The sequence below is a fragment of the Faecalimonas umbilicata genome (assembly GCF_042846195.1).
In the GTDB taxonomy this organism is placed as follows: Bacteria; Bacillota; Clostridia; order Lachnospirales; family Lachnospiraceae; genus Faecalimonas; species Faecalimonas umbilicata.
The window spans coordinates 1,439,450-1,463,945 of record NZ_AP031411.1 but is presented as its reverse complement, the minus strand read 5'-3'; the positions used below and the strand labels follow the sequence as shown (position 1 = coordinate 1,463,945).

The 24,496-nt window shown below is 43.0% G+C and carries 22 protein-coding genes; 1 reads left to right on the top strand and 21 read right to left on the bottom strand.

Annotated elements, in window-relative coordinates:
- Positions 1-282: 282 nt before the first annotated feature.
- Positions 283-2,988 carry a hypothetical protein gene (locus ACGG81_RS06935; RefSeq protein WP_390107519.1) on the bottom strand — a complete coding sequence of 902 codons (2,706 nt, stop codon included), beginning with the start codon at positions 2,986-2,988 and terminating at the stop codon, positions 283-285.
- Positions 2,989-2,990: 2 nt separating this feature from the next.
- Positions 2,991-5,078: an efflux RND transporter permease subunit gene (locus ACGG81_RS06930; protein WP_009261777.1), complete on the bottom strand. Its 2,088-nt coding sequence runs from the start codon at positions 5,076-5,078 to the stop codon at positions 2,991-2,993.
- A 160-nt stretch (positions 5,079-5,238) separates the two neighbouring features.
- On the opposite strand from ACGG81_RS06930, the gene ACGG81_RS06925 reads away from it, so the two are divergent.
- Positions 5,239-5,874: a TetR/AcrR family transcriptional regulator gene (locus ACGG81_RS06925; RefSeq protein WP_016438973.1), complete on the top strand. Its 636-nt coding sequence runs from the start codon at positions 5,239-5,241 to the stop codon at positions 5,872-5,874.
- A gap of 69 nt (positions 5,875-5,943) precedes the next feature.
- On the opposite strand, the gene rsfS is transcribed toward ACGG81_RS06925, so the two are convergent.
- The 19 genes from rsfS to spo0A form a co-directional block, all read right to left on the bottom strand.
- A complete protein-coding gene (gene rsfS / locus ACGG81_RS06920) occupies positions 5,944-6,294 on the bottom strand; it encodes a ribosome silencing factor (protein WP_008975776.1) in 351 nt (116 codons plus the stop codon).
- Positions 6,295-6,296: 2 nt separating this feature from the next.
- The gene (gene yqeK / locus ACGG81_RS06915) at positions 6,297-6,896 is read right to left on the bottom strand and encodes a bis(5'-nucleosyl)-tetraphosphatase (symmetrical) YqeK (protein WP_008975777.1); all 600 of its coding nucleotides are present in this window, start codon (positions 6,894-6,896) and stop codon (positions 6,297-6,299) included.
- Positions 6,893-7,504 (bottom strand): nicotinate (nicotinamide) nucleotide adenylyltransferase, encoded by a 612-nt coding sequence (gene nadD / locus ACGG81_RS06910; RefSeq protein WP_120091630.1) that lies wholly within the window; start codon positions 7,502-7,504, stop codon positions 6,893-6,895. The genes yqeK and nadD overlap by 4 nt, the downstream gene beginning before the upstream one ends.
- Positions 7,505-7,519: 15 nt before the next feature.
- Entirely contained in the window at positions 7,520-7,810 is a 291-nt protein-coding gene (gene yhbY, locus ACGG81_RS06905) for a ribosome assembly RNA-binding protein YhbY (protein ID WP_008975779.1), read from the bottom strand.
- Between the two features lie 38 nt (positions 7,811-7,848).
- A complete protein-coding gene (gene obgE, locus ACGG81_RS06900; RefSeq protein WP_008975780.1) occupies positions 7,849-9,135 on the bottom strand; it encodes a GTPase ObgE in 1,287 nt (428 codons plus the stop codon).
- A 140-nt stretch (positions 9,136-9,275) separates the two neighbouring features.
- Complete coding sequence (gene rpmA, locus ACGG81_RS06895) at positions 9,276-9,560, bottom strand: 50S ribosomal protein L27 (RefSeq protein WP_008975781.1); 285 nt, start codon at positions 9,558-9,560, stop codon at positions 9,276-9,278.
- Between the two features lie 4 nt (positions 9,561-9,564).
- The gene (locus ACGG81_RS06890) at positions 9,565-9,897 is read right to left on the bottom strand and encodes a ribosomal-processing cysteine protease Prp (RefSeq protein ID WP_009261774.1); all 333 of its coding nucleotides are present in this window, start codon (positions 9,895-9,897) and stop codon (positions 9,565-9,567) included.
- An 8-nt stretch (positions 9,898-9,905) separates the two neighbouring features.
- Positions 9,906-10,214, bottom strand: coding sequence for a 50S ribosomal protein L21 (gene rplU / locus ACGG81_RS06885; protein WP_008975783.1), 309 nt, complete (start codon positions 10,212-10,214; stop codon positions 9,906-9,908).
- Positions 10,215-10,302: 88 nt separating this feature from the next.
- Entirely contained in the window at positions 10,303-10,761 is a 459-nt protein-coding gene (locus tag ACGG81_RS06880) for a CBS domain-containing protein (protein WP_009261773.1), read from the bottom strand.
- 22 nt (positions 10,762-10,783) lie between these two features.
- The gene (locus tag ACGG81_RS06875; RefSeq protein ID WP_390110316.1) at positions 10,784-12,103 is read right to left on the bottom strand and encodes an aspartate kinase; all 1,320 of its coding nucleotides are present in this window, start codon (positions 12,101-12,103) and stop codon (positions 10,784-10,786) included.
- 18 nt (positions 12,104-12,121) lie between these two features.
- Complete coding sequence (locus tag ACGG81_RS06870) at positions 12,122-12,706, bottom strand: HAD family hydrolase (RefSeq protein WP_008975786.1); 585 nt, start codon at positions 12,704-12,706, stop codon at positions 12,122-12,124.
- Positions 12,707-12,827: 121 nt separating this feature from the next.
- Positions 12,828-13,004 carry a 30S ribosomal protein S21 gene (rpsU, locus tag ACGG81_RS06865; RefSeq protein WP_008975787.1) on the bottom strand — a complete coding sequence of 59 codons (177 nt, stop codon included), beginning with the start codon at positions 13,002-13,004 and terminating at the stop codon, positions 12,828-12,830.
- 196 nt (positions 13,005-13,200) lie between these two features.
- Positions 13,201-15,840, bottom strand: a complete 2,640-nt coding sequence (gene alaS, locus ACGG81_RS06860; protein WP_390110312.1) for an alanine--tRNA ligase — start codon at positions 15,838-15,840, stop codon at positions 13,201-13,203.
- 509 nt (positions 15,841-16,349) lie between these two features.
- A complete protein-coding gene (locus tag ACGG81_RS06855; protein ID WP_009261768.1) occupies positions 16,350-17,864 on the bottom strand; it encodes a 4Fe-4S dicluster domain-containing protein in 1,515 nt (504 codons plus the stop codon).
- 226 nt (positions 17,865-18,090) lie between these two features.
- The gene (locus ACGG81_RS06850; protein ID WP_390110309.1) at positions 18,091-20,511 is read right to left on the bottom strand and encodes a homocysteine S-methyltransferase family protein; all 2,421 of its coding nucleotides are present in this window, start codon (positions 20,509-20,511) and stop codon (positions 18,091-18,093) included.
- A gap of 3 nt (positions 20,512-20,514) precedes the next feature.
- Positions 20,515-21,162, bottom strand: a complete 648-nt coding sequence (locus ACGG81_RS06845; RefSeq protein ID WP_008975792.1) for a vitamin B12 dependent-methionine synthase activation domain-containing protein — start codon at positions 21,160-21,162, stop codon at positions 20,515-20,517.
- A gap of 5 nt (positions 21,163-21,167) precedes the next feature.
- Positions 21,168-22,034, bottom strand: coding sequence for a methylenetetrahydrofolate reductase [NAD(P)H] (gene metF / locus ACGG81_RS06840; protein WP_390110306.1), 867 nt, complete (start codon positions 22,032-22,034; stop codon positions 21,168-21,170).
- 54 nt (positions 22,035-22,088) lie between these two features.
- Entirely contained in the window at positions 22,089-23,528 is a 1,440-nt protein-coding gene (gene glgA / locus ACGG81_RS06835) for a glycogen synthase GlgA (RefSeq protein ID WP_008975794.1), read from the bottom strand.
- A gap of 85 nt (positions 23,529-23,613) precedes the next feature.
- Positions 23,614-24,414, bottom strand: coding sequence for a sporulation transcription factor Spo0A (gene spo0A / locus ACGG81_RS06830; protein ID WP_008975795.1), 801 nt, complete (start codon positions 24,412-24,414; stop codon positions 23,614-23,616).
- Positions 24,415-24,496: the final 82 nt, after the last annotated feature.

Below are 24,496 nucleotides of genomic sequence, written 5' to 3'. Positions count from 1 at the left end.
CCAGACAGCCCTGTCCGAACTGTCTTTCTTTATTATGTCCTGTGAACAGTATCTCTATTGTAACAACGTAAAAAGCAAATTTCAACATTCCATTTATTTTATATTATTTTTTTCATATCCAACATTTAAGAGAAAAATATACAATACTGTCCGTTTCACAAGAGAACTTCTTAGAAACTGCGGAATGCCTCGATAGAATCCCAGCACGCAAAAAGAAAAGGAACTCCACTTTATTTTATAAAGTTTTGTCCCTTTTCTTTGCCCTAACAGAACCTGCTTGCTTTATTCAATTGCATCTGTCTCAATAATAAATTTCACATTTCCATCCATATTATCTGCTTTTCCACTATAAGTATCATAAGAGCAGTCTTCGGATGTCAGTGCATCCACTTTATCGAGGATCTTCTCCAATGCATCTTCCACTGTTTTCTGCAGTTTCTTAATTCCTTCTTCATTGAATTTTTCTGCACCATCTTTTAACTGAGAAGCTCCATCAGAAAGTTGTGCAATTCCGTTCTTGACTTCTCCGCTTGCAGAAGCAAGTGTGTTACCACCATCGGAAAGCTGGCCAGCTCCTTGTACAAGTGTGCTTACTCCATCTCTCAGTGCCTGACTATTTCCTGCGAGAAGTGCACCTCCGGAAGAAAGCTGTGTTCCAAGCTGATGCAAACCGCCGCTCAACTCTGTTGTGCCACCCGCCAATGTCTGTACTCCTTCTACGAGTACCGGTGTATTTTGCTGAAGTTTCGCTGCACCTTGAAGTAGTGCATCATTGGCTGCACCAAGTTGTGCAAATCCTGCATTGAGCTGATCGATGCCCTGAGAAGCTTCAGGCACAGTCACTTCCATTCCATCATTTAATTTCTTCATATTCGCAGCATACCCTCCGATTGCTGCGTTGAGTCTCTGCATTCCTGTATTCAGTTCAGACACACTGGCTTTTAACCGATCTGCCATTCCTGACGGAATCTGTTTTTTCAAATTTGTGATGTCTTCCATCTTTTTCTGCATTTCTGCCAACTGTGGAGTCAGTCCGTTTACCGTTCCCTCTATTTCACCGAAAGAATTCTGCATACTTTCTAACAATGCTTTGATCTGTGTCGTGTCAACAGATCCAACTTTTACCGACACATCCGGCACTGTAACCGGAGCAATTTCGGAAACTCCCGCATCTACAGAAATTCCAGAAACTGCCACAAGTGCACTCTGCAGAGAAGCTGCCAGTTCTGCATTTCCATTTGCTTCAGCTTCTGCGATCTGAGCGCTAATCTGAGCTTTTGCCGCTTCCACCTGCTCATTGGCTGCCGCCGCTGCCTGATTTGCCGCCTGGATCTGGCCATTTCGCTCTGCAATCTGTGCATTTACTTCACTGACAGCAGCTTCTTTTGCCTGTGAAACGGCAGCCTCACTATCTGCGCTGATCGTCTCCAATTGAGTGGTAACAGCACTTAAAATCTTCATCAATTCCTGGCCGTTTTTCATCATTTCCTGCACTGGAACTGCAATCTGCTTCTGCATCACCTCAGAAAGTCCTTCTGTCTGTGTGATCAATTCTTTTCCTGTGGCTGTCATCGTATCTACATTGGAAAGTAGGTTATTCATGCTATTTACCGCATCATTTAATTTTTTTGTTCCTTCTGCAAGTTTTTGAGAAGCCACCTGAATATCATTGTCTCCGGTTCCATCAATCGCCGCATAAAGCTGTCCGACTGCTTCTTTTGTCTGTGTCAGGCCATTTTTTAATGCAGTCAGCTCATCTGCTCCTGCTGCAAGTTGCTTCTCACCACCAATGTAGGAAGTGATTCCGGCAGAGAGCTGAGAAGCGCCCGTTGTATAATCTTCTACCCCTTTTACAACCTTATTCACGCCATTTACATATTCTGTAACTTTTACATTCAGCTCCCCATTTTCTCCGAGGTATTGCTGGATTCCCGCATTTAGCTGATCTGCTCCCGCTGTGTAACTGTCTACACCACTCTTTAATTCTCCAGCGCCGCTTTGAAGTGTATGGATTCCATCTTTCAGTGTCTGCACACCTTGGTCAAACTCCGCATAGCTGGATCCAAGTGTCTGTGTACCTTCCGATAACTGGGCAGAACCGTCTACCAGCTGAAGTGCCGCATCTTCCAAGTCATTTAAAGAATTTTTCAGCGTATCGAAATCTGTCACGTTTTTCCAGTCAACATCGTCAAGAAGATCTGACAATGCAATTGTAAACGTCGATCCCATTGTAAAGTTTGTTACATCAGCCGTGATTTCTACACTTTCCGGCAATTGGATATCCTCAGATACTTCCTTAAAATCTTCATTGTTTAAACCAAGGCTCTCTTTTAATCCAGGCATTGCAATTCCCATAACCATGCTTTTTTGTCCATCAGAGATTACTTTTCCGTTATCGATCATAACATTGGAAAACGTCTCATCCGGCAGAATCAGCCCTGTCACCATCACAAACGGACTGTACACTTCCTGCTTCTTTCCATCAATGTTCACGGTCTTTTTTGCATTATTTGTATAGTCAATTTTTATCTTTAAATGCCCGCTCTGTCCCTTCAACTCTTCCGGTGTTATTTCTTTGCCGTCAAGATAGTAAGTCATTTTCATGGATACCGGCAACTGTTTATCTGTAGTTCCCTGATAATAAATATCTACTCCGTTTGTCTGCCATGTAATTGCATCTCCATTTTCTTCAAATGTCTCTTCTCCCTTGACATTTTTGACATTTTCAAGTTCTGTCTCATCTTTTAAGTTTTTTTCTGCTCCGGCATTTTTTAACCAGTTGGAAACTGTGATTTCCTGTTCTGTTCCCTGTGCATCTGCATTCACATACACGGTCTCATCTTTTGAGACTTTCTTATCTGCTGGCTCCGCTGCAAAAACTGGAGTTGTTCCCATCAATCCTGCCATGCCGACCGCAAGCCCTGCTGTCATTTTCTTTTTCAGATCCATTTTCCGGTTTGTATTACTTCTTACTTTATTTCTATTCATATCTAATTACTCCTTTCGGCAGTTTTTTTGCCAAGAAATCCTGCGGATGTTTTACAAATTACTTTATCAAAGATCATAAACATCGCCGGCAAGATCAAAATAACTACAAACATGCTGATCAATGCACCTCTCGCAAGCAGTGTACAGATGGAGCCGATCATATCTACCTTTGAATAAAGCGCCACACCGAAGGTCGCGGCAAAGAAGCTGAATCCACTGCTGATAATAGAAAGCATGCTTGCTCTGTGTGCGATTGAAATCGCTGTCTTCTTATCTTTTCCTTTTCCACGTTCTTTCTGATAACGGCTCGTCATCAGGATCGCATAGTCCACAGTTGCTCCAAGCTGAATAGTACCGATGACAATACTTGCCACAAACGGAAGGCTCGTTCCCTGGTAATATGGAATTGCCATATTGACAAAGATTGCGAACTCAATAACCGCCACAAGGATGACCGGAAGGGAGATCGACTTAAACACGATCATAATAATGATAAAGATTGCAAGGATTGAAATGGCATTGACTGTTTTCAGATCGACATCGGTCGTATCCTGAAGGTCCTTCATCAGAGGAGCCTCTCCGATGACCATTGCATGTTTGGAATAAGATTTTACAATTTTGTCAATTTCTGAAATCTGTTTGTTGACCTCATCTGTTGCAGATTCATATTCCGAACAAATAAATGCCAATTCATAATTGTCACTCTGAAGCATCTTCTTCATATCATCCGGGATCATGGATTCCGGAATGGTCGGTCCGAACAATGTGTTCATTCCAAGGCTCCATTTGACTCCATCGACTTCGTCAATCTCTTCCAACATCTTTCTTTTATCCTTTGCATCCATATCCTTCTGCATCAGGACCATGTGCATATTGCTCATCTTGAAGTCGTCTACCAGTTTCTTGTTTGCCACGTTTGCCGGAAGTGTATCCGGGAGTGACTGTGCAATATTGTAGTAAATTTTCGTATGATTATTTCCGTAAATTGCCGGGAACAGCAACACTGCAAACAGAATGAGCCACAGACGGTAGTGTTTTGTAATAAACGCAGATGGCTTATCAATACTTTTAATCAATGGTCTATGTTTTGTCTTTTCAATCGCTCTATCGAAGATCAATATCAAAGATGGTAATAACGTTACACAGCATAAAACACCGATCACTACACCTTTTGCCATAACAATACCTAAGTCTTTGCCAAGTGCAAATGTCATAAAGCAAAGTGCCATAAATCCTGCAACTGTTGTGACGGAACTTCCCACAACGGACTTAAATGTATTTGCGATCGCATGCCCCATCGCACGTTCTTTTTCTCCTGGAAATCTTAATTTATTTTCCTCATAGCTGTTCAGCAGGAAAATCGAATAATCCATCGTCACTCCAAGCTGTAGTACTGCTGTTAATGCTTCTGTAATATAAGAAATCTCTCCGAGAAAAATATTACTTCCCAAGTTATATAAAACTGCTGCACCAATACTGATCAAGAAAAATATTGGTACGAGAAATGATGTTCCCGTCAATTCCAACACAAAGAAGGAAAGCAGCGTTGCAATCACAACATAGATCGGAAGTTCTTGTAATGAGATATTTTTAATATCTGTGACAATCCCTGTCATACCACTGATAAAGCATTGCTTATCTGCAATTTTTCTCATGTTTGTAACAGCTTCCATAGCTTCATCTGAAGAAGTTGTATTATCAAACAATGCAAGCATCATTGTCGCATCTCCGTTAAAAAATGCTTTCCGTAAATCTTTCGGAATCATTTCTACCGGAAGGCTGATATCTGCCACATCGTCATACCACATCACATCTTTCACATGATCAACTTCGCTGAATTTTTCTTCCAGTTTTTGTACATCTTTTAATTCCATTCCTTCGACGACAACCATGGAAAATGCACCCATACCGTATTCGTCTACAAGGATGTCCTGCCCTTTTACTGTTTCCAGATCACCCGGAAGGTAACTGAGCAGGTCATAATTAATCTTTGTCTCTGCTTTCCCGATTGCCGCAGGAATAAGCAGTAAGATACTTACTAATAAAATAAATATCCTGTGTTTGGCGATCCACTTACCAACTTTGACCACTCTAATCATCTCCTGACTTTTTCTTTTTTCTTTACAGCTTTATTATATTCAAAAATGACTAATAGTCAATACTAAAAATGAAATTTAGTCATTTTTATAGCTTGACTTTCTTTTTGGAATCGTAAATAATACATATGAGCAAAAAATTGGAGGGATTCGAGTGGGAAAATTAGAAACAAATAAAAAGGTGAAAAAAAATGCACTCCTTCAGAATGCATTTGAATTATTTACAGACAAAGGCTTCGCAAAGACAACGATCTCTGACATCGTCAGTCGGGCAGGTCTTGCGAAAGGTACTTTCTATTTATATTTTAAAGACAAATATGACTTGCGTGATAAACTGATTGTCTATAAGGCAGGACAACTTTTCTGCGATGCTTACAAAGCTCTTGTCAGTCAACCGATAAATGGATTCGAGCAGGAACTCCTCTTTGTGGCAGACTATATCATCGAGCGTCTGAAGAAGGATCATTCGCTTCTTCAGTTTCTCGCAAAAAATCTATCCTGGGGAATTTTTCGCACTGCTTTTTCAAGCAATGTCCCAAAAGAGTCTGAAGAATTTTACGATTACTATCTGAGAATGCTGAAGAAAAATCATATTGGTTGCAAAGATCCTGAGTTGATGCTGTTTACCATCATTGAACTGATCAATGCAACCTGCTACAACTGTATCCTATTTGAGGAACCGGTGACCATCGATGAATATCTGCCATATCTGCACCTGTCGATCATCCAGATTTTCCGTGCATTTACAAGCGAAGAACCTATTACCGCTTCCAAGAACTTACAACAATAACAAAACAAAAAACAGATGTCCCAAAAGCTTTATCTCTGCTTTTCAGACATCTGTTTTTCTATCCGCTTCTTATAAAGAATCGATTTCCACGGTTCTTCCATCGCTCCAGATTCTCTCTAAATCATAGAACAGACGGTTTTCTCTGTCAAATACATGCACGATCAAGTCGCCGAAATCTAACAGTACCCAATTTCCGAGTCCCTGTCCTTCTCTTTGTTTTACTTCGTATCCACCTTTGTGCAGATATTCTTCCACGTTGTCGACCAGCGCTTTTACTTGATTTTCACTGGAACCATTTGCAATGATGAAATAATCTGCAAGTACAGATACTTGTGAGATATCGATGATACGGATATCTTCTCCCTTTTTATCGCTCAGCGCCTCGTAAGCAAGACGCACCATTTCTTTTGAGTGATCCATTTTTATGCCTCCTCTGTCCGTTTTTCAAATAAGTCTTTGTAATATAGATAAGTCTTCTCTGTGATCGGATCGATCACCTTATCCCGTGTCCGCAAATAGGCGAGAGAATTTTCCAAGATTGTAAACAATGCCTGATCAATATTTTGAAAAGACATCCTTCGGATCTCGTCCAGTTTTGGAATCTCTTTCCTTCCCGGTTCTATAAAATCTGCAATATAAATAATTTTCTCAAGAAGTGTCATTCCCGGCCGCCCGGTCGTATGAGATGTGATTGCCTGCGCAATCGTCTCATCACCGACATGATATTTGTGTACTGCCATATAAGCGCCAAGCTTTGCATGCAGCAATTCTGGATTTTTCTTTTCAGACTCTGTGACCTCAATCTGGTATTTTTCGCACAGCTTTATTTTCTTACTGTTTGGAATCCCTTTGGCACAGTCATGAAGCACCCCTGCGGTCATTGCCTTCTCAATATCTTCCCCGTAGCACATCGCCAGTGAAGCGGCTGTGTACATCACTCCAAGCGTATGCTCATATCTGTCACTGTCGAGATGTAGTTTTACTTCTTTTTTAATTGCATGAATGTTTGCATTTTCTTTCACTTTCCCTTTTCCTCCGTAAGATACAGTCTGTGCTCATGAATATACTCTTTGACTCCAGGCGGAACAAGACTGCTGATATCCATTCCATACTGGACCATCTGACGGATATCACTTGAGGAAACATCCATCATCGGTGTGAGAAGCAGTTCTATCCCTGCCTGATACTTTTTCTTCAGATAATCAATCTGCTCCTGTACCTGTGACTGATCTTTCTCATCACGGCATGCCGCCAGAATCGTACAGTCAGACAGAAGGCTTTGCGGACATTTCCATGACTCAATGGAAAAAAGCGAATCCGCACCTATGATAAAATAAAATTCGTGTTCCGGGTAAAGTTCATTTAAGTTCCGTATCGTATCATAAGAATACGATACAGTTCCCTTCTCTGCCTCGTACAGATTCAATTCAAAACGGTCATGCCCTTCCAGAGCCAGTTTCACCATCTCAATCCGATGCCGGATTGAGATCTCCCCTGATTTGTGTGGTGGATTTCCATTTGGCAGGAACCACACTCTCTGAAGGCGGAACTGTCTGGCTGCGTACTCTCCGAGCATTAGATGACCATTGTGGATCGGATCAAATGTCCCACCCATGATTCCGATTTTCATTGTTCTCATTCTCCTTTACGGCAGAATAATTTTCTTTTTATTGTCTTTTCCTTCTCTGTAAAGTACGATTTTCTTTCCGATCACCTGCACAACCTGTGCCCGTGTTCGTTCTGCGATCAACTGTGCAAGTTCTTTTGGATCATCTGCACAGTTCTTTAAAACACTGATTTTAATCAGTTCTCTTGCCTCCAGCGCCTCGCTGATCGCCTCAGTAAGCGCAGGTGTCATGCTGGATTTACCAATCTGGAAAATTGGATCCATCGTCATAGCAAGACTCTTTAAATATGCTCTCTGTTTTGTTGTCATCTTTTATCCACCTCTGTTTCTCTGTCAAAAACTCTTTTCTATTTGTAATAGTCAAACTGCAGACCATACATCCGCACAGTGTCTCCTTCTTGGATGCCTGCATCTTCAAGCTGCTGAAGAATACCGGTATCTTTTAAGAATTTCTGGAAGAACGCAAATCCCTTTTCGGAATCCAGATTGGTGTAACCAAGCATCTTCTCGATCTTTGGCCCTTCCACAACATATACATCGTCTTCTTTCTCTACCGTATAAGGAAGATCGATCGTAATTAATTCCTCCTCCGGGAAATACTCCTGCTCAAAAATAACCGGAGGTACATCCAATGTCTTCAGCTGTTCACGTACATAGTAGAGGAGTTCCTGCACACCCTCACCGGAAACACCGGAAATCGGAAATACTTTGATTCCTTTTGGTTCAAACTCCGCCCGAATCTTCTCTACCGGATCTTCATCCTCCGCATAAATCAAATCTGTCTTATTTGCCGCGATCACCTGAGGACGCTTTGCGATCTCGCTGTTGTAATTTTCCAGTTCTGCATTGATCTTATAAATATCCTCAATCGGATCTCTTCCTTCCGAAGAAGCTGCATCGACGACATGGATCATCATCTTTGTACGCTCAATGTGACGTAAAAATTCATATCCCAATCCAACTCCCTGTGATGCTCCTTCGATCAGACCCGGAATGTCAGCGATTACAAAGCCATCTCCGCCATCTTTAAAATCTACAACACCTAAATTCGGATTCAATGTTGTAAAATGATAATTTGCAATCTTCGGATTTGCGTTTGTCACACGAGAGAGGAACGTCGATTTTCCTACATTTGGAAATCCGATCAGCCCAACATCCGCAATCACTTTCAGTTCCAGATTCACCCAGAGTTCCTGTGCAGGCTGTCCTGGCTGTGCATACTTCGGCACCTGCATCGTCGCAGTTGCAAAATGCTGATTGCCAAGTCCTCCTTTTCCTCCCCTGAGAATTACCTGTCTTCTATTTTCTCCGGACATATCTGCAATCACCTTGTCAGACTCTGCCTCTTTGATGATCGTTCCTTCTGGAACTTTCAGGATGATATCCGGCGCATTCTTCCCATGACATCTGCGCTTTCCACCCTGTTCTCCATCTTTTGCGACATACTTTCTTCTATGACGGTAATCTGCAAGTGTGTTGAGTCCGTCATCTACTTCAAAGATCACATCTCCGCCTTTTCCGCCGTCTCCTCCGTCCGGTCCGCCGTTTGGCACATACAATTCTCTCCGGAAACTTGCATGTCCATCCCCGCCTTTTCCGGAACGGATATAAATTTTTGCTCTGTCTGCAAACATATTTTTGTTTCCTTTCTATGTCAATCTCTCTGTTCTATTGTTCCATGAATGCTATTATTATATCAGAATCTTGTAATGATAGATAGTAGAATTTAAAAAAGACTCCAAACCTGATGATTTGAAGCCTATTTTCATACTTATTATTCTGCTACTGGATAGATAGAAACTTGTTTCTTATCTCTTCCTTTTCTTTCGAATCTTACAACTCCGTCAACTAAAGCGAATAAAGTATCATCTCCACCGCGTCCTACGTTAACTCCTGGGTGAATCTTTGTTCCACGTTGTCTGTAAAGGATATTTCCAGCTTTTACAAATTGTCCGTCAGCTCTTTTCGCACCTAATCTCTTAGATTCAGAGTCTCTACCGTTCTTTGTAGAACCAACTCCCTTTTTGTGAGCGAAAAATTGAAGGTTTAATTTCATCATGGTCTTACACCTCCTCAAATGTTATATCAATATATTGCTCGTAGTTTTCGTCATCTGCTATGCTCTCAAGACCGAGAATCATCGCATCCAACAACAGTGCAGCCCTCTCCGAAGGACTATTTGGCAGTTCAAATTCAATTACACCTTCCTCATCATCCGATACCAAACTTGTCTCATCTGATGTGTAACGGTCAATTGCATTCACTGTATTAATGATCAGTACCGAAGCTGCTGCGCAAACAATATCCTGCCCCGCCTCGCTCATTCCGGCATGTCCTTTCGTACGAAAACCAACACATGCATGCTTTTCATTTTTTAAAATCGTTACCTGAATCATGGTCTTGATTAAGCGTTGATCTTTTCGATCTTAACAGCTGTGTACTGCTGTCTGTGACCATTTTTCTTATGGTATCCAGTTTTTCTCTTATACTTGTAAACGATAACTTTTTTAGCTTTTCCATCTCCGATTACAGAAGCTGTAACTGTTGCACCTTCTACTGTCGGATTTCCAACTTTTAATTCAGCATCGCTAACTGCAAGCACCTGGTCAAATGTGAAAGTTTCTCCAGCTTCTACACCAAGTTTCTCTACTCTAATGATATCGCCTTCGGCTACTTTGTACTGTTTACCACCTGTTGCTATAATTGCGTACATATGGCACCTCCTATTATCATTACTCGCCAGCTTTGGTGACCTTAAATAAGATTCTTATACCTCGCTGTGCGGCATCTCCTATATACTATCATCTGTTTTTCATTGTGTCAATAGGTTTACTGATTTTTTTTATACTTTTTATTCCTCTTTCCATATGCTTATAGCAGTAGCTGATGATCTCGCGTCTTGTGATGATTCCGATAAAATTCTGCTGATCATCTACGACCGGGACGAAATTCTGCTCCATCGCGCGGTCGATCAAATCCTCCATCTTTGCGCCTGCATTCACGGCCTGATAATCATAACGTCTTGTAACCTCTGTCATCAGAATATTTTCCGCCTTTTTCAGGTCAAGATTAGCATGATCCTTGATCCACCAGAGAAGATCGCCCTCTGTGATGCTTCCCACATATTTTCCCTCCCGGTTCAATACCGGAACAGAAGAATATTTATGATACTCCATTGTTTCTAACACCTGTCGCAATGTGTGATTGTCATAGACATATGCAAGATCACTCTTCGGTCTTAGAAAAAATAAAATGTTCATATATCTGTCCTCTCTTTAGCTGTTAAATCTGCGTTTTTACAAAGATATCATAAATTGCCTGGATGGCAGTTTCAAACTCCTCATTTTTCACTCCGATAATAATATTTAACTCACTGGAGCCAAGATCGATCATTTTGACATTGACATTTGCATGTGCTAAAGCAGAGAAAATGCGCCCGGCTGTTCCTCTCGCACGCGCCATCCCTCGTCCAACAACGGCAAGCAAGGCGAAGTCTGATTCCAGCTGAATATGATCCGGTTGTACTGCCCGCTGAATTCCGGAAATTACAGCCTGCTCTTTCTCCTCAAACACAGACTGATCCACAAGCACTGTCATCGTATCAATACTTGACGGCATATGTTCAAACGGAATCTCATTGTCTTCAAAAATCTGAAGAACTTTTCGTCCAAAACCGATCTCTGCATTCATCATTTCTTTTTCAATATGAACCGAAGCAAATCCTTTTTTTCCTGCAATCCCGGTGATCGTATACTTCGACTGACGGCAGGTACTTTCCACGATCATCGTACCAGGATCTTGCGGTGCATTGGTATTGCGGATATTGATCGGAATTCCGTCTTTTCTCACCGGAAAGATAGCATCCTCGTGCAGGACTGTGGCCCCCATATAAGAAAGCTCTCTCAACTCTCTGTATGTGATCGTCTCGATCGGCTGAGGATTGTGGATAATCCTTGGATCTGCAATCAGAAATCCCGAGACGTCCGTCCAGTTCTCATACATATCCGCCTTCGCAGCCTTTGCCACGATCGATCCCGTAATATCTGATCCTCCTCTTGAAAATGTGTGGATCTTTCCATCCGCTCCCATTCCGTAAAATCCCGGAATCACCGCACGATTTGCATTTTCAAGACGTTTCGCGAGTACATCTTCGGTCCGTGTCAGATCAAGATTTCCTTGCTTATCAAAAAAGATCACTTCTGTCGCATCAATAAACGTGATGCCCAGATAACTGCTCATAACAATCCCATTCAGATATTCTCCTCTGGATGCCGCATAATCTCTTCCTGCCTTTTTTAAAAACTGTTCCGCGATCACCTCAAATTCTTTGTCAAGAGACAACTCCAGCTGAAGTCCGTCAATGATTTCTTCATAGCGTGCTTTGATCTCGTTTAACAGTGGAAGAAATTTCTTTCCTTTCTCTGCCAGTTCATAGCAGTGGTAGAGCATGTCTGTGACTTTCGTGTCATTAATATGCCGTTTTCCCGGTGCAGATGGAACTACATAGCGTCTTGTCTGATCCGCCCGGATAATCTCTCCTACTTTTTTAAACTGAGCCGCATTTGCAAGCGAACTCCCGCCAAATTTTACTACTTTTCTCATTCGGTACCTTCCTCTCATTTATCCAAGATATTCTTCTGCAACTTCTGGTGTAAAAACAACGCCCTGGATGCCGAGCATCTTTGCCGCCTCTACATTCTCCGGTCTGTCATCAAAGAATATCGCATTCTCCGGTTTTATATTATACCTCGTCAGAAGGGTTTTGTATATCTTTTCTTCCGGTTTTATACATTTTTCTTTGTAAGAAAAAACACCTCCGTCAAAGCTATTGATAAATCCCAGTTCCTCTTTTGTCATTTCATATAATCCTTCCGAATAATTGGAAAGATAATAGATCCGGCACCCTTTTTCACGAAAATGAGCGATCAGACGATCTGTGTAAGGGAATTTATGTATGCAGCCCGCAAGTCCTTCAAATACTTGCCGCACTTCCTTCTCATTATGCGGTGCATTTTGAAGAAAGCACTGCAGCCATTCTTCTGGTGTAACAGCACCCTGGTCCCCAAGGATCCAGGCCTCACTTAAGAAAATCGCATCTGCCAACACTTGAAAAGTCTTCTCGTCAAAACAAAACTGCTTTAGATAAGATTCCCAGTCATACTCAACAAGCACTTTCCCAAGATCAAAAATCACAGTATCTATCATCTTTTTTCTCCTCTTTTTGTATTCTTCTCATCATTTATATGAAACCATTTAAGCTCTTTCTATCTTTACACATTGAAAAAGGAGTGTTTGTAAAAACACTCCTCACTTCTGCACATATTCATTAATTATATTTACGTTTTCTAGCAGCTTCAGATTTCTTTTTACGTCTTACGCTTGGTTTTTCGTAATGTTCTCTTTTACGAATCTCCTGCTGAATACCAGCTTTTGCACAGTTTCTTTTGAATCTGCGTAAAGCGCTATCTAACGTCTCATTATCTTTTACGATTACATTTGACATAGTCTCACACCTAACCTCCCCTCCAGCCCTATATTGTGCATCATACGACTGTTCGGGTATTTTTATTGCACTACATATGATTATAGCATATTTTTTGATTTCGTCAATAGTTTCCTGCAAATTTTCGGAATGATTTTTATTACTTTTTTCTTCTTTTTTCAGACTTTTTCAAAAAAATCAACCAGTTTGCACGCATCTACTGAATCTGTTCTGCTAACACTTCTTTCGCTTTCGACAATGCTGCGTCAATTCCTTCTGGATTCTTTCCGCCGGCCTGCGCCATATTCGGACGACCTCCGCCGCCTCCACCTACAAGACCAGCAATTGCTTTGATCAGATTTCCTGCATGGGCACCTTTCTTTAACGCACCTTCTGTAGCTGTCGCCATCAGGCTAACCTTACCACCTGCTGCTGAAGCGATCACTACAACTCCTTCTCCGAGTTTTTCTTTTAACTGATCGCCAAGCTCACGAAGTCCTCCCATGTCTACATCTTCCACACGGACTGCAAGCACTTTCACTCCGCAGATCTCCTCTACCTGATTCATCACATCGCCGACAGCTTCCTGAGCCGCTTTGCTCTTTAAGCTTTCGATCTCACTGTGAAGTGACTTTGTCTCTGCGAGCAGATGACTGATTTTCTCCGTCAGATTCTCTGGTGTTGCTTTTAATAATTTTGCCGCTTCTGCAAGCTTCTGTTCCTGTGCTTTATAATAAGCAAATACACCGTCTCCAGTCAGTGCTTCAATACGGCGCACACCTGCTGCCACACCGGATTCGGACACGATCTTAAATGTTGTGATCAGACCAGTATTACTTACATGTGTTCCACCGCAAAGTTCTTTAGAGAAGTCTCCCATTGTGACAACGCGCACATCTTCTTCGTACTTTTCTCCGAAAAGTGCCATCGCACCTGTCTTTTTCGCTTCTTCCACGTTCATTACTTCTGTTACGACCGGATTGTTCTTTGCGATTTCTTCATTTACAAGCGCTTCTACTGCCTCAATCTCTTCTCTTGTCATCGCAGAAAAATGTGCGAAGTCAAAACGAAGTCTGTCTGGTGTCACAAGAGAACCTTTCTGCTCTACATGAGATCCGAGTACTGTTTTTAATGCCTTCTGGAGCAGATGTGTTGCACTGTGATTCTTACATGTATTCAAACGTTCTTTCGATTTCACCTCAAGTGTCACAGTATCTCCTGTACGGAACATTCCCTTTGTCACACGACCGATGTGTCCGAATTTTCCTCCGAGCAGCTTGATCGTCTCTTCTACTGCGAACTCTGCATCTGCAGTATGGATGATTCCAGTATCACCTTCCTGTCCACCCATTGTAGCATAAAACGGTGTCTTCTCTACGAAGATTGTAGCTCTCTGTCCATCTGCAACCGCTTCCGTGATCTCACTTTCTGTTGTAAGCACTGTGATCTTAGAATCACAGGACAGTGTGTCATATCCGACAAATTCGGTTGTGACAGACGGATCGATTTCATCATATACAGTCGCATCTGCACCCATATAGTTTGTCTCTTTGCGGGCTTCTCTTGCCTGGACTCTCTGTTTTTCCATTGCTACCTGGAAACCTTCCTCGTCAATTCCATAACCTTTTTCTTCCAAAATCTCTTTTGTCAGATCAAGTGGAAATCCATAAGTATCATACAGTTTAAATGCATTTTCTCCAGAAAGTACCTTTTCTCCGGCCTGATTCATCTCTTCCTGCATCACCGAGAGAATATGCAATCCCTGATCGATTGTCTTGTCAAACTTATCTTCCTCCTGCGTCAGCACATTGAAGATAAACTCTTTCTTTTCATCTAATTCCGGATACCCGTCTTTGGAACCTTCGATGACTGTCTCACTTAATTTTGCAAGGAATTTTCCTTCAATTCCAAGAAGACGGCCATGTCTTGCCGCGCGGCGGATCAGACGGCGAAGCACATACCCGCGTCCTTCGTTTGTCGGCATGATTCCATCTGAAATCATAAATGTTGCAGAGCGGATATGATCGGTGATCAGACGGATCGATACGTCCTGATCCGCATCTTTCTTGTAAGTCACGTTCGCTGCTTCACACACTTTATCACGAAGTGCTTTGACAGTATCCACATCAAAAATAGAATCTACATCCTGCACAACAGAAGCAAGACGTTCCAATCCCATACCGGTATCGATATTCTTCTGCTCTAACTCAGAATAATTTCCATGTCCATCGTTGTCAAACTGAGTGAATACATTGTTCCAAATCTCCATATATCTGTCACATTCACATCCAACTGTACAATCCGGGCTTCCGCATCCGTATTTCTCCCCGCGGTCATAGTAGATCTCAGAACATGGACCACATGGACCAGCTCCATGCTCCCAGAAATTATCTGCTTTTCCAAACTTAAAGATACGCTCTGCCGGAATTCCCATCTCCTTGTTCCAGATCTCAAATGCTTCCTCATCATCCACATACACAGACGGATATAAGCGGTCTGCATCAAGTCCTACCACTTCTGTCAAAAATTCCCATGACCACTGGATAGCTTCTCTCTTAAAGTAATCTCCGAAAGAGAAATTTCCAAGCATCTCAAAAAATGTACCGTGGCGTGCTGTCTTTCCGACATTCTCAATATCTCCGGTACGGATACACTTCTGGCAGGTTGTCACGCGCTTGCGCGGTGGAATCTCCTGTCCTGTAAAATATGGTTTCAGCGGCGCCATTCCCGAGTTGATCAGGAGCAGACTGTTGTCATTGTGCGGCACCAGTGAAAAACTCTTCATTGCAAGATGTCCTTTGCTCTCAAAAAATTCAAGGAACATCTTTCTCAATTCATTTACTCCGTATTGTTTCATACTTTTCCTCCTAAGGCAAACTATTTCATGTCTGATCGACTTACTTGCTAAATACTTCCTAATTATAAATAGGTTTGCCTGCCTTGTCAATGAACAGACAGCAGAAAACATACCGTTCTGATCCAGGCGGCAAAAAGATTACACTTCTGTAATAAAAAACACTGCCTATTCAACTGAGATCGCATACGCTGTCTGTCTGCGGCATTCTCTGCCGGACAGACCTGAAAACTTACTGCAATCTCTCTCTCATAGGCAGTGTTCCTTCTCCTTTTCATTTGAAAGGGGATTTTCTTATTTCTTTTCTTTTCTGACACGCAGAGCATGTCCGGCTTTGACTCCAAGAACTGCTACTGCCATCAGAAATACCATTTTCACAACTGTGATAATAAGTTCTGCAAAAAATGCCATATTCTTCCCTCCATTCGGATCTTTCTCTCCGACTTTTCTTCTGTTATCATAACACAGCACTCTGCATTTGTAAAGCCGTGCAAAGCCTCTTCCTTCCGCTTCTAATTCAACTCAATCTCTGCCAGTTCTTTTGGCGGAAGTTTTTTAGTGGAAGTTGACACAAATTTTTTCAGTTCTGCCTGTGCTTTATTCACCGGAAGATTCGTTCCCGCTCCGGCAACACATCCTCCCGGACATCCCATTCCTTCGATCAGACATCCATTCATCTTGCCTGCCTTTGCAAGTGTCAACAATTTTTTACAATCTGCAAGTCCTTCTGCATGTTCGATCTTCACATCGATATCCGGATAATACTCATTGATACACTGCTCGATCGCATTTGCGACACCACCTGCCACTGCATATCCACGGCCAGCTCCGGTTGCATCATGGAAAGAGGATTCTCCTTCATAATTATCAAAGTCAATGTCTTTCGCATCAAACATCGCCTGCAGTTCTTCAAAAGTGATCACAAAATCCACATCACTGCGCACACTTCTTCTTGATGCCTCTAGTTTCTTTGACGCACACGGACCGATAAATACCACCTTTGCATTTGGATGCTTCTGTTTGATCGTCCTTGCAGTCGCAACCATCGGTGTCAATTCCTGAGAAACTTCGTCTACAAGGTCCGGGAAAAATTTCTTTGTAAGCATAGACCACGATGGGCAGCAGGACGTCAGAAGGAATGGCAACTCTCCCGTAGCTACTTTTTCCGCATAGTGATGCGCCTCTGAAACAGCTCCAATATCCGCTCCCAGTGCGACCTCATATACTTCGCTGAATCCTAAGTCCAATAATGCAGACTTAATTTTTCTTGGTGTGACATCCGTTCCAAACTGTCCAACAAAGGCAGGTGCAATCTCTGCAATGATCTCGCCGCCTTCTCTGAGCGCTCTTCCCAACTGAAAGATCTGTGACTTATCCGAGATTGCTCCGAATGGACAGCTTACCATACACATTCCACAGGAAACACATTTCTCATTGTCAATCTTTGCTCTTCCTACTTTGTCACTGACAATCGCATTTACTCCGCATGCTCTCGCGCATGGGCGCTCTTTTTTTGCAATTGCATCGTATGGACAGGCAGACTTACATTTTCCACACTTGATACATTTTGACTGATCAATATAAGAATGTCCGTTTACCATAGAGATTGCATCTTTTGGACAGACCTCTGCACATGGATGTGCCAGACATCCTTTACACATATTGCTGACCTCATATCCACGCTCTTCGCACGCAGCACACGCGGATGGCACAACCTGCATAAGTGGCGGCTCATAATACTTCTCAGAAATATTACTTTCTTCCACTCCTGCTGTAATATGAACCGGACGGTCTTCTGGACGCAAAGACATTCCCATCGCAAGGCGTACACGCTCACTGACAACAGCTCTCGCACGATACATACTGTCCCTATATTTTTCTCCATCCTCCGTCACAAGACGATATGGGATTTCCTCAATCTCTTCAATCAGATTCTCTGATGTTGACTCAAATGCTACTTTCGATACTTCACGGAATACTTGTCTTCTGATTTTTCTGACAGGTGTTTCTAATCCTCGCATTCCCATTCTTCTTCCTCCTTTATCTTTCCAGCATATATCCATGACATTTTTACAATGTCACAAGCTGCTTTTCCATCGGACATCAGTTCCGATACATTATTACCTTTAATCATAAAAGAGTGTTAATCGTTTGTCAATGTTCTCGGATGCATTCTTTCAGATACAATGTAACTCGTTTCCACCCTCCCACTTCCATATTTGGAAGTAGATTGCTATCTTATATGAGAGGTCCTTATGCAAATACACGCTGCGCATAATAGACAGACTGCATGGCATCTTTTCCATAGAAATCAGCCCCGATCATCTCTGCATATTCTGGATTTAAAACAGCACCTCCGACCATCACTTTGCAGTCCGGACAGTGTTCCCGAAGCAATCGGATCGTCTCTTCCATGCTCACAACAGTCGTAGTCATCAGCGCGCTCAGTCCGACCAGTCTGATCCCCTCTTGTTTTGCAGTATGCACAATCACCTCCGGATCCACATCCTTTCCAAGATCGATCACATCAAAACTATAATTTTCCAACAGAACTTTCACGATATTTTTCCCGATATCATGGATATCTCCTTTGACTGTGGCAAGGATCACTTTTCCTTTCTTCTGCTCTTTTTGTCCGCTTCGTTCCAGCACTTCTTTCAGCACGGCAAATGCTTCTTTCGCTGCCTCTGCACTCATCAGAAGCTGCGGAAGAAAGATTGTTCCCTTCTCAAATCCTTTTCCAACAACATCCAGCGCCGGGATCAACTGTTCCTGGATGATCGCAAGCGGCTCTTTTTCTCTGACGAGCTCTCTCGTAAGATGTCCCGCCTCTTCCTTTAATCCACGTTCGATCGCTGTCTGCAGTGACATTTCTCCCGCCCGGGACGTCTCCTGCCCGGCCTGCGTCGGACTGCCCGCTATAGACTGTTGTTCCTCCTCGACAGTTTTGCTGTACCGCTCAATATAGGAAGCACAGTTCTCATCATAGTTCATCAGCGCACAAAACGCATAATAAGAATTCATCATCTCCTCTGAGAACGGATTGATGATTGCCGATGTAAGCCCTTGCTGCATCGCCATCGTATAAAAATGCGCATTGATCACAGGACGTTTCGGAAGTCCAAAAGATATATTGGATACGCCAAGCACCGTATTTACTTTGCATACTTCCCGCACGAGTTTCAATGCTTTCAATGTCACAAGCGCTCCTTCCGGTTCAGAACTGATCGTCATCGCAAGCACATCAACAACAATGTCTTTCCGATCGATGCCATATTTTTCCGCCTCACAGATGATTTTTTCCGCAATTGCAAGACGCCCCTCTGCCGTATCCGGGATGCCGTCTTCATCGATCGTCAGTGCAACAACGACGCCACCATACTTCTGCACCAGTGGAAATACCTGGTCCATCGACTCCTGTTTCCCATTGACAGAGTTGATCATCGGCTTTCCATTGTAAATTCTCATCGCACGTTCCATCGCTTCCGGAAGCACCGTATCAATCTGAAGTGGAAGGCTTGTGACACTCTGAAGTTCTGTCACCACTTTTTCCATCACTGCCACTTCATCGATATCGGGAAGTCCTACATTGACATCTAGAATATGCGCGCCTTTCTCCTGCTGCATGATCCCTTCTTTCAGGATATAGTCAAAATCTCCGTCTTTCAATGCCTGTTTTAATTTCTTTTTTCCAGTTGGATTGATGCGTTCTCCAATGATGACAGGCTTTCTGCCAAAACTTATGCAGGTTCCATAAGAAGATACGAGTGTATGATGCTTCTTTACCGGCGGAATTGCTTTCATCCCCTGACATAGTGTTGTCATCTGTCGGATATGTGCCGGTGTTGTTCCGCAACACCCCCCGATAATACAGGCGCCCTTCTCTACAATCAGTTTCATCGTAGACGCAAATTCTTCCGGCACTACATCGTAGTAAGTCTGCCCGTCCCTCTGTTTCGGAAGTCCTGCATTTGGCTTTACGATCACAGGCAGTGACGTATAAGTCAAAAGTTCCTCCAAAATCGAAAGCATCTGCTCCGGTCCCATACCACAGTTGATTCCGAGGGCATCCACACGAAGTCCTTCCAGCATCGCAACCACCGAAGGAACGTCTCCCCCCGTCAAAAGCTTTCCGCGTTCGTCAAAGATCATCGTTGCAAATACGGGAAGACTTGTGCGCTCTTTCGCCGCGAGAACTGCTGCCTTCACTTCATAAGTATCGCTCATCGTCTCAATATGAATGAGATCTGCTCCGGCTTTCTCACCATATTCCATTACTTCTGCAAATGCCTCATAGGCATCCTCAAAGGCAAGATCTCCCATCGGCTTTAACAACTTTCCGGTCGGTCCGATATCCAGACCCACATAGATTTCTCTGCCATCTTTGACACCACGCCGTGCCGCCTCCCGCACATTTTCCACAGCTCTGGTGACAACCTCCTGCAAAGGACAGTCTTCACTGTGAAACTTCAACGCATTCGCGCCAAAAGTATTTGTCAGTACAATATCGCTTCCCGCCTCAAAATAATTCTGGTGGATCGCAATGACTTCTTCCGGTCTTTTTAAGTTCCAGCTCTCTGGAAGTTCTCCCGGCTGTAACCCTTTCTCCTGTAACAATGTGCCCATTCCTCCATCGAGAAACAGTAATTCTTTTCCCAAACGTTCTAACAGCATCCTCTAACTACTCCTTCTGTATAAACAATCCTTCTTCTCACACGCCTCACATCCTTTGATATGGCATGGCTGTTGTTCTGTGCTGGCTCCGATCACTGCGGTGACAGATTTTGTCGGTGTCATCATCCCTCCTCCTGTGAGGGTAAGACCGATCGTCTTCGCACAGTCTAACATCCGCATCAGTGTCTCCTGACAGGAAATTGAGAAATCTCCGTATCCCGGACTAAACCGCGGGCGCAGATACCTTCCCTGTCTCTGATACTCTTCTGCGATTTTCTTTTGACAGTCATCACAATACTCTTCCAATTCCGCAGCAGCACATGCCTGACCGACAACCGCCTTCGCCATATCTGTCAGAGAGTATCTCCGGATCCATCTGTCCACCTCCGTCCCAAGCGTCGCCCCAAACAAAACAATTTGATCACATCCCGTAAGATTTTTTGAGAGGTTTTTGCTTGTGACTGTCCATCCGCCAATTTCTATCTGATCCGCTCCTTTGACCTGCAAATCAAAAATGCGATAGACTGACTTCGCACATTTTATCTGATCAAGTTCTCTAAAAACTTCTGTGATCAGTGCAAATGTTCCATCATCTACCGCATGTCTTCCATAGCCAAGATAGCGGATTGCTTCCTTTATCCGCATTTCCATCGGCATTACCTCAAAATCTCTGACAGATTTGTCATAATCGCTGCCGCCACTTCCGGCTTATTCATTGAGTAAATATGGATGTGATCAATTCCGTTGGCGATCAGATCAATGATCTGGTCTGTCGCATAAGCGATTCCCGCCTGCTTCATCGCTTCCGGCTTCTCCCCGAAACGGTCTAAGATCGCATGGAACCGCTGCGGCAGAACCGTTCCGGATAATTTGCAGATTCTCGTCATCTGTCTGCTGTTTGTGACAGGCATGATTCCCGGGAGTACCGGAACAGTGATCTCTTTTTCCCGAATACGATAGAGGAAGTTATAGAGAATCGCATTGTCAAAAAACATCTGCGTTGTAAGAAAATCCACTCCACAGTCTACCTTCCGCTTCAGATAAGCGATGTCATCTTCTTTGTGTTCATTTTCCACATGGCCCTCTGGATAACATGCCGCCCCAATGCAAAAATCGCCCTGCTTTTTAATCTCTCGGATCAGTTCATATGCGTAATGATACTGGTCTGTCTCCGGAAATTCCCGCCCTTCCGGAATATCTCCGCGCAGTGCCAGGATATTTTCAATCCCCTCCGCCCTTAATCGGTCTACCACCGACAACACTTCCTCTTTTGTCGAAGAAGCACAGGTCAGATGCGCCAGGCTGGTCACACCCATTTTCTTTTGAATATCCGAGGCAATCTGTACAGTATTCTTGCTCGTTCCGCCTCCTGCGCCGTAAGTGACGCTGATGAACGCAGGTGCAAGCTTCGCGATCTGCTCTGTGGCGCTTAAAACGGCCTCAATTCCTGCATCCGTCTTTGGTGGAAAAATCTCAAATGAAATATGTATTTTGTTCTCCTGTAATTTATCTATAATCTTCATCTTCTCGTAATCTCCTTAGCTGCAATATTCTCATGCTGTTATTTTGGGTGTGCCTTAGATCAAATCATCGTACAACTGCTCATACTGTTTTGCAGAATTATCCCAGGAAAAATCCTGCTGCATTGCATGTTCTACAATCTTATTCCAATCTCTCTTCTTATCATAATAAATATGTTCTGCATAACGTATGATGTCCATCATCTCATGTGCATTGTAGTTTGCAAAACTGAATCCGGTTCCGGTCTTGTCAAATTCATTGTACGGAACCACCGTATCTTTCAGTCCTCCCGTCTCTCGCACGATCGGAAGTGTTCCGTAGCGCAGACTCATCAGCTGACTTAATCCACATGGTTCAAATAGTGATGGCATTAAAAACGCATCGCAGGATGCATAGATCTTATGTGACAGTGCTTCTGAATAATAAATGTTCGCCGAGACTTTTCCCTGATACTTCCATGCAAAATGGCGGAACATATTCTCATAGCGTTCTTCTCCGGTTCCAAGTACGACAAGCTGGATATTCTCCTGACATAACTCATCCATCATATAGGCAATCAGATCCAATCCTTTCTGGTCTGTCAGTCTTGATACGATTCCGATCATCATGGTCTTTGCGTTTTTCTCCAGTCCAAGTTCTTCCTGAAGCGCCAGTTTATTTTTTGCTTTCTCTTTGCGGAAATTTTCCACCGAGAAGTTATTCGTAATCAATTCATCTGTCTTTGGATTATAGACATCATAATCTATTCCATTCACGATTCCCTGCAGGCAGTTTGCCCGTGCACGCATCAGCCCATCAAGATTTTCTCCATAAAACGGCATCTTGATCTCCTCTGCATAAGAGTTACTCACCGTTGTAATGCGATCTGCATAGACAATTCCGCCTTTCAGATAGTTGGCATCCTTGTATGCTTCAAGCTTATCCGGAACAAAATAGTAATCCGGCAATCCTGTGATATCCCTCACCGTCTTTGTATCCCACGTTCCCTGGAATTTCAGATTATGTATCGTCATGATCGTCTTAATGTTCCGATAGTATTCATTGGAATACCGGAAATTATCAAGATAAATCGGGATCAACCCTGTCTGCCAGTCATGGCAATGAATGATATCCGGCCGGAAATCGATCACCGGAAGCGTACTTAAAACTGCCTTGGAGAAAAAGGCAAATTTCTCAATGTCTTCATAGATATTGCCATAAGGGGCAAACCCATTAAAATAAAATTCATTGTCAATAAAATAAAATGTCACACCATCGTGCACATATTCCAACACACCGACATACTGCGTTCTCCAGTTCAAGTCCATATAAAAATGAGTCCGATACTCTAATTTTTCTTTCCACTCTTCTTTCATACACATATATTTTGGAAGCATGACTCTGACATCATACTTCTCTTTATCAAAGTATTTCGGCAGCGAACCTACAACATCTGCAAGTCCCCCGGTCTTGATAAACGGCACACACTCTGACGCTGCGAACAAAATCCTTTTCATATGATTCCCTCCAAACTTTTTACTTTCTGTTATTATATCGTATTTTCAGAAAAATGAAAAGACATAAGATAGAACTGAGTCCTTTTTATTCCACAAGCTGCCTGCGTCTTCCTCTCAGACGGATAGTATCCGCAAGAAGTGCGATAAATTCCGAGTTAGTCGGTTTCCCCTTTCCGCTGCTGACCGTATATCCGAACATTTCGTCGATCGTCTCCAATTTTCCCCTCGTCCATGCCACCTCAATCGCATGGCGGATCGCCCGCTCTACCCGGCTTGATGTTGTCTGATTTTTCTTCGCAACGGTCGGATAGAGGATTTTTGTAATTGCATTTAGCACATCCATATCTTCCACAGCCATTATGATCGCATCCCGCAGATAATGATATCCTTTGATGTGTGCCGGAATCCCAATCTCGTGAATCATATCGGTTACTTCTTCCTCAAGATCATACTCCGGCAGATCTTTCCTGCTGCTTTCCAGTTCCCGGTCCGGGGCTGCCGGGCGGTAAACTCGATTTACATGTTTGATCTTATCTAACAGCATCCGGTTGTTAAATGGCTTCATAATATAGTAATTCGCTCCTTTTTCAAAGGCATCTTCTGTCATTTGTTCCTGTCCGACAGCTGTCACAACGATAAAACTCGGATGCTTTTTGATTTTTTTATCTGTATTGATCTGTTCCATCACACTCAATCCGTCCATTTTCGGCATGATCAGATCCAAAAGGACGACATCCGGCTGTTTTTGTTCTATAATTTTGCACATATCCTCCCCATTGTTCGCTTTTCCAACCAGTGTCAGTTCCTTGTCCCGATCGATCAGTTCCCCAAGAAGATCCAACATTCTCTCATTATCGTCAGCAATAGCTACATTCAGTTTTCCCATGGCTACATCCTCCTTCAATTTCTGCCTTCATTCCACAGCATTCATTATAGACTTGCCATAGGTGGCGAATCAAGAAAAAGGG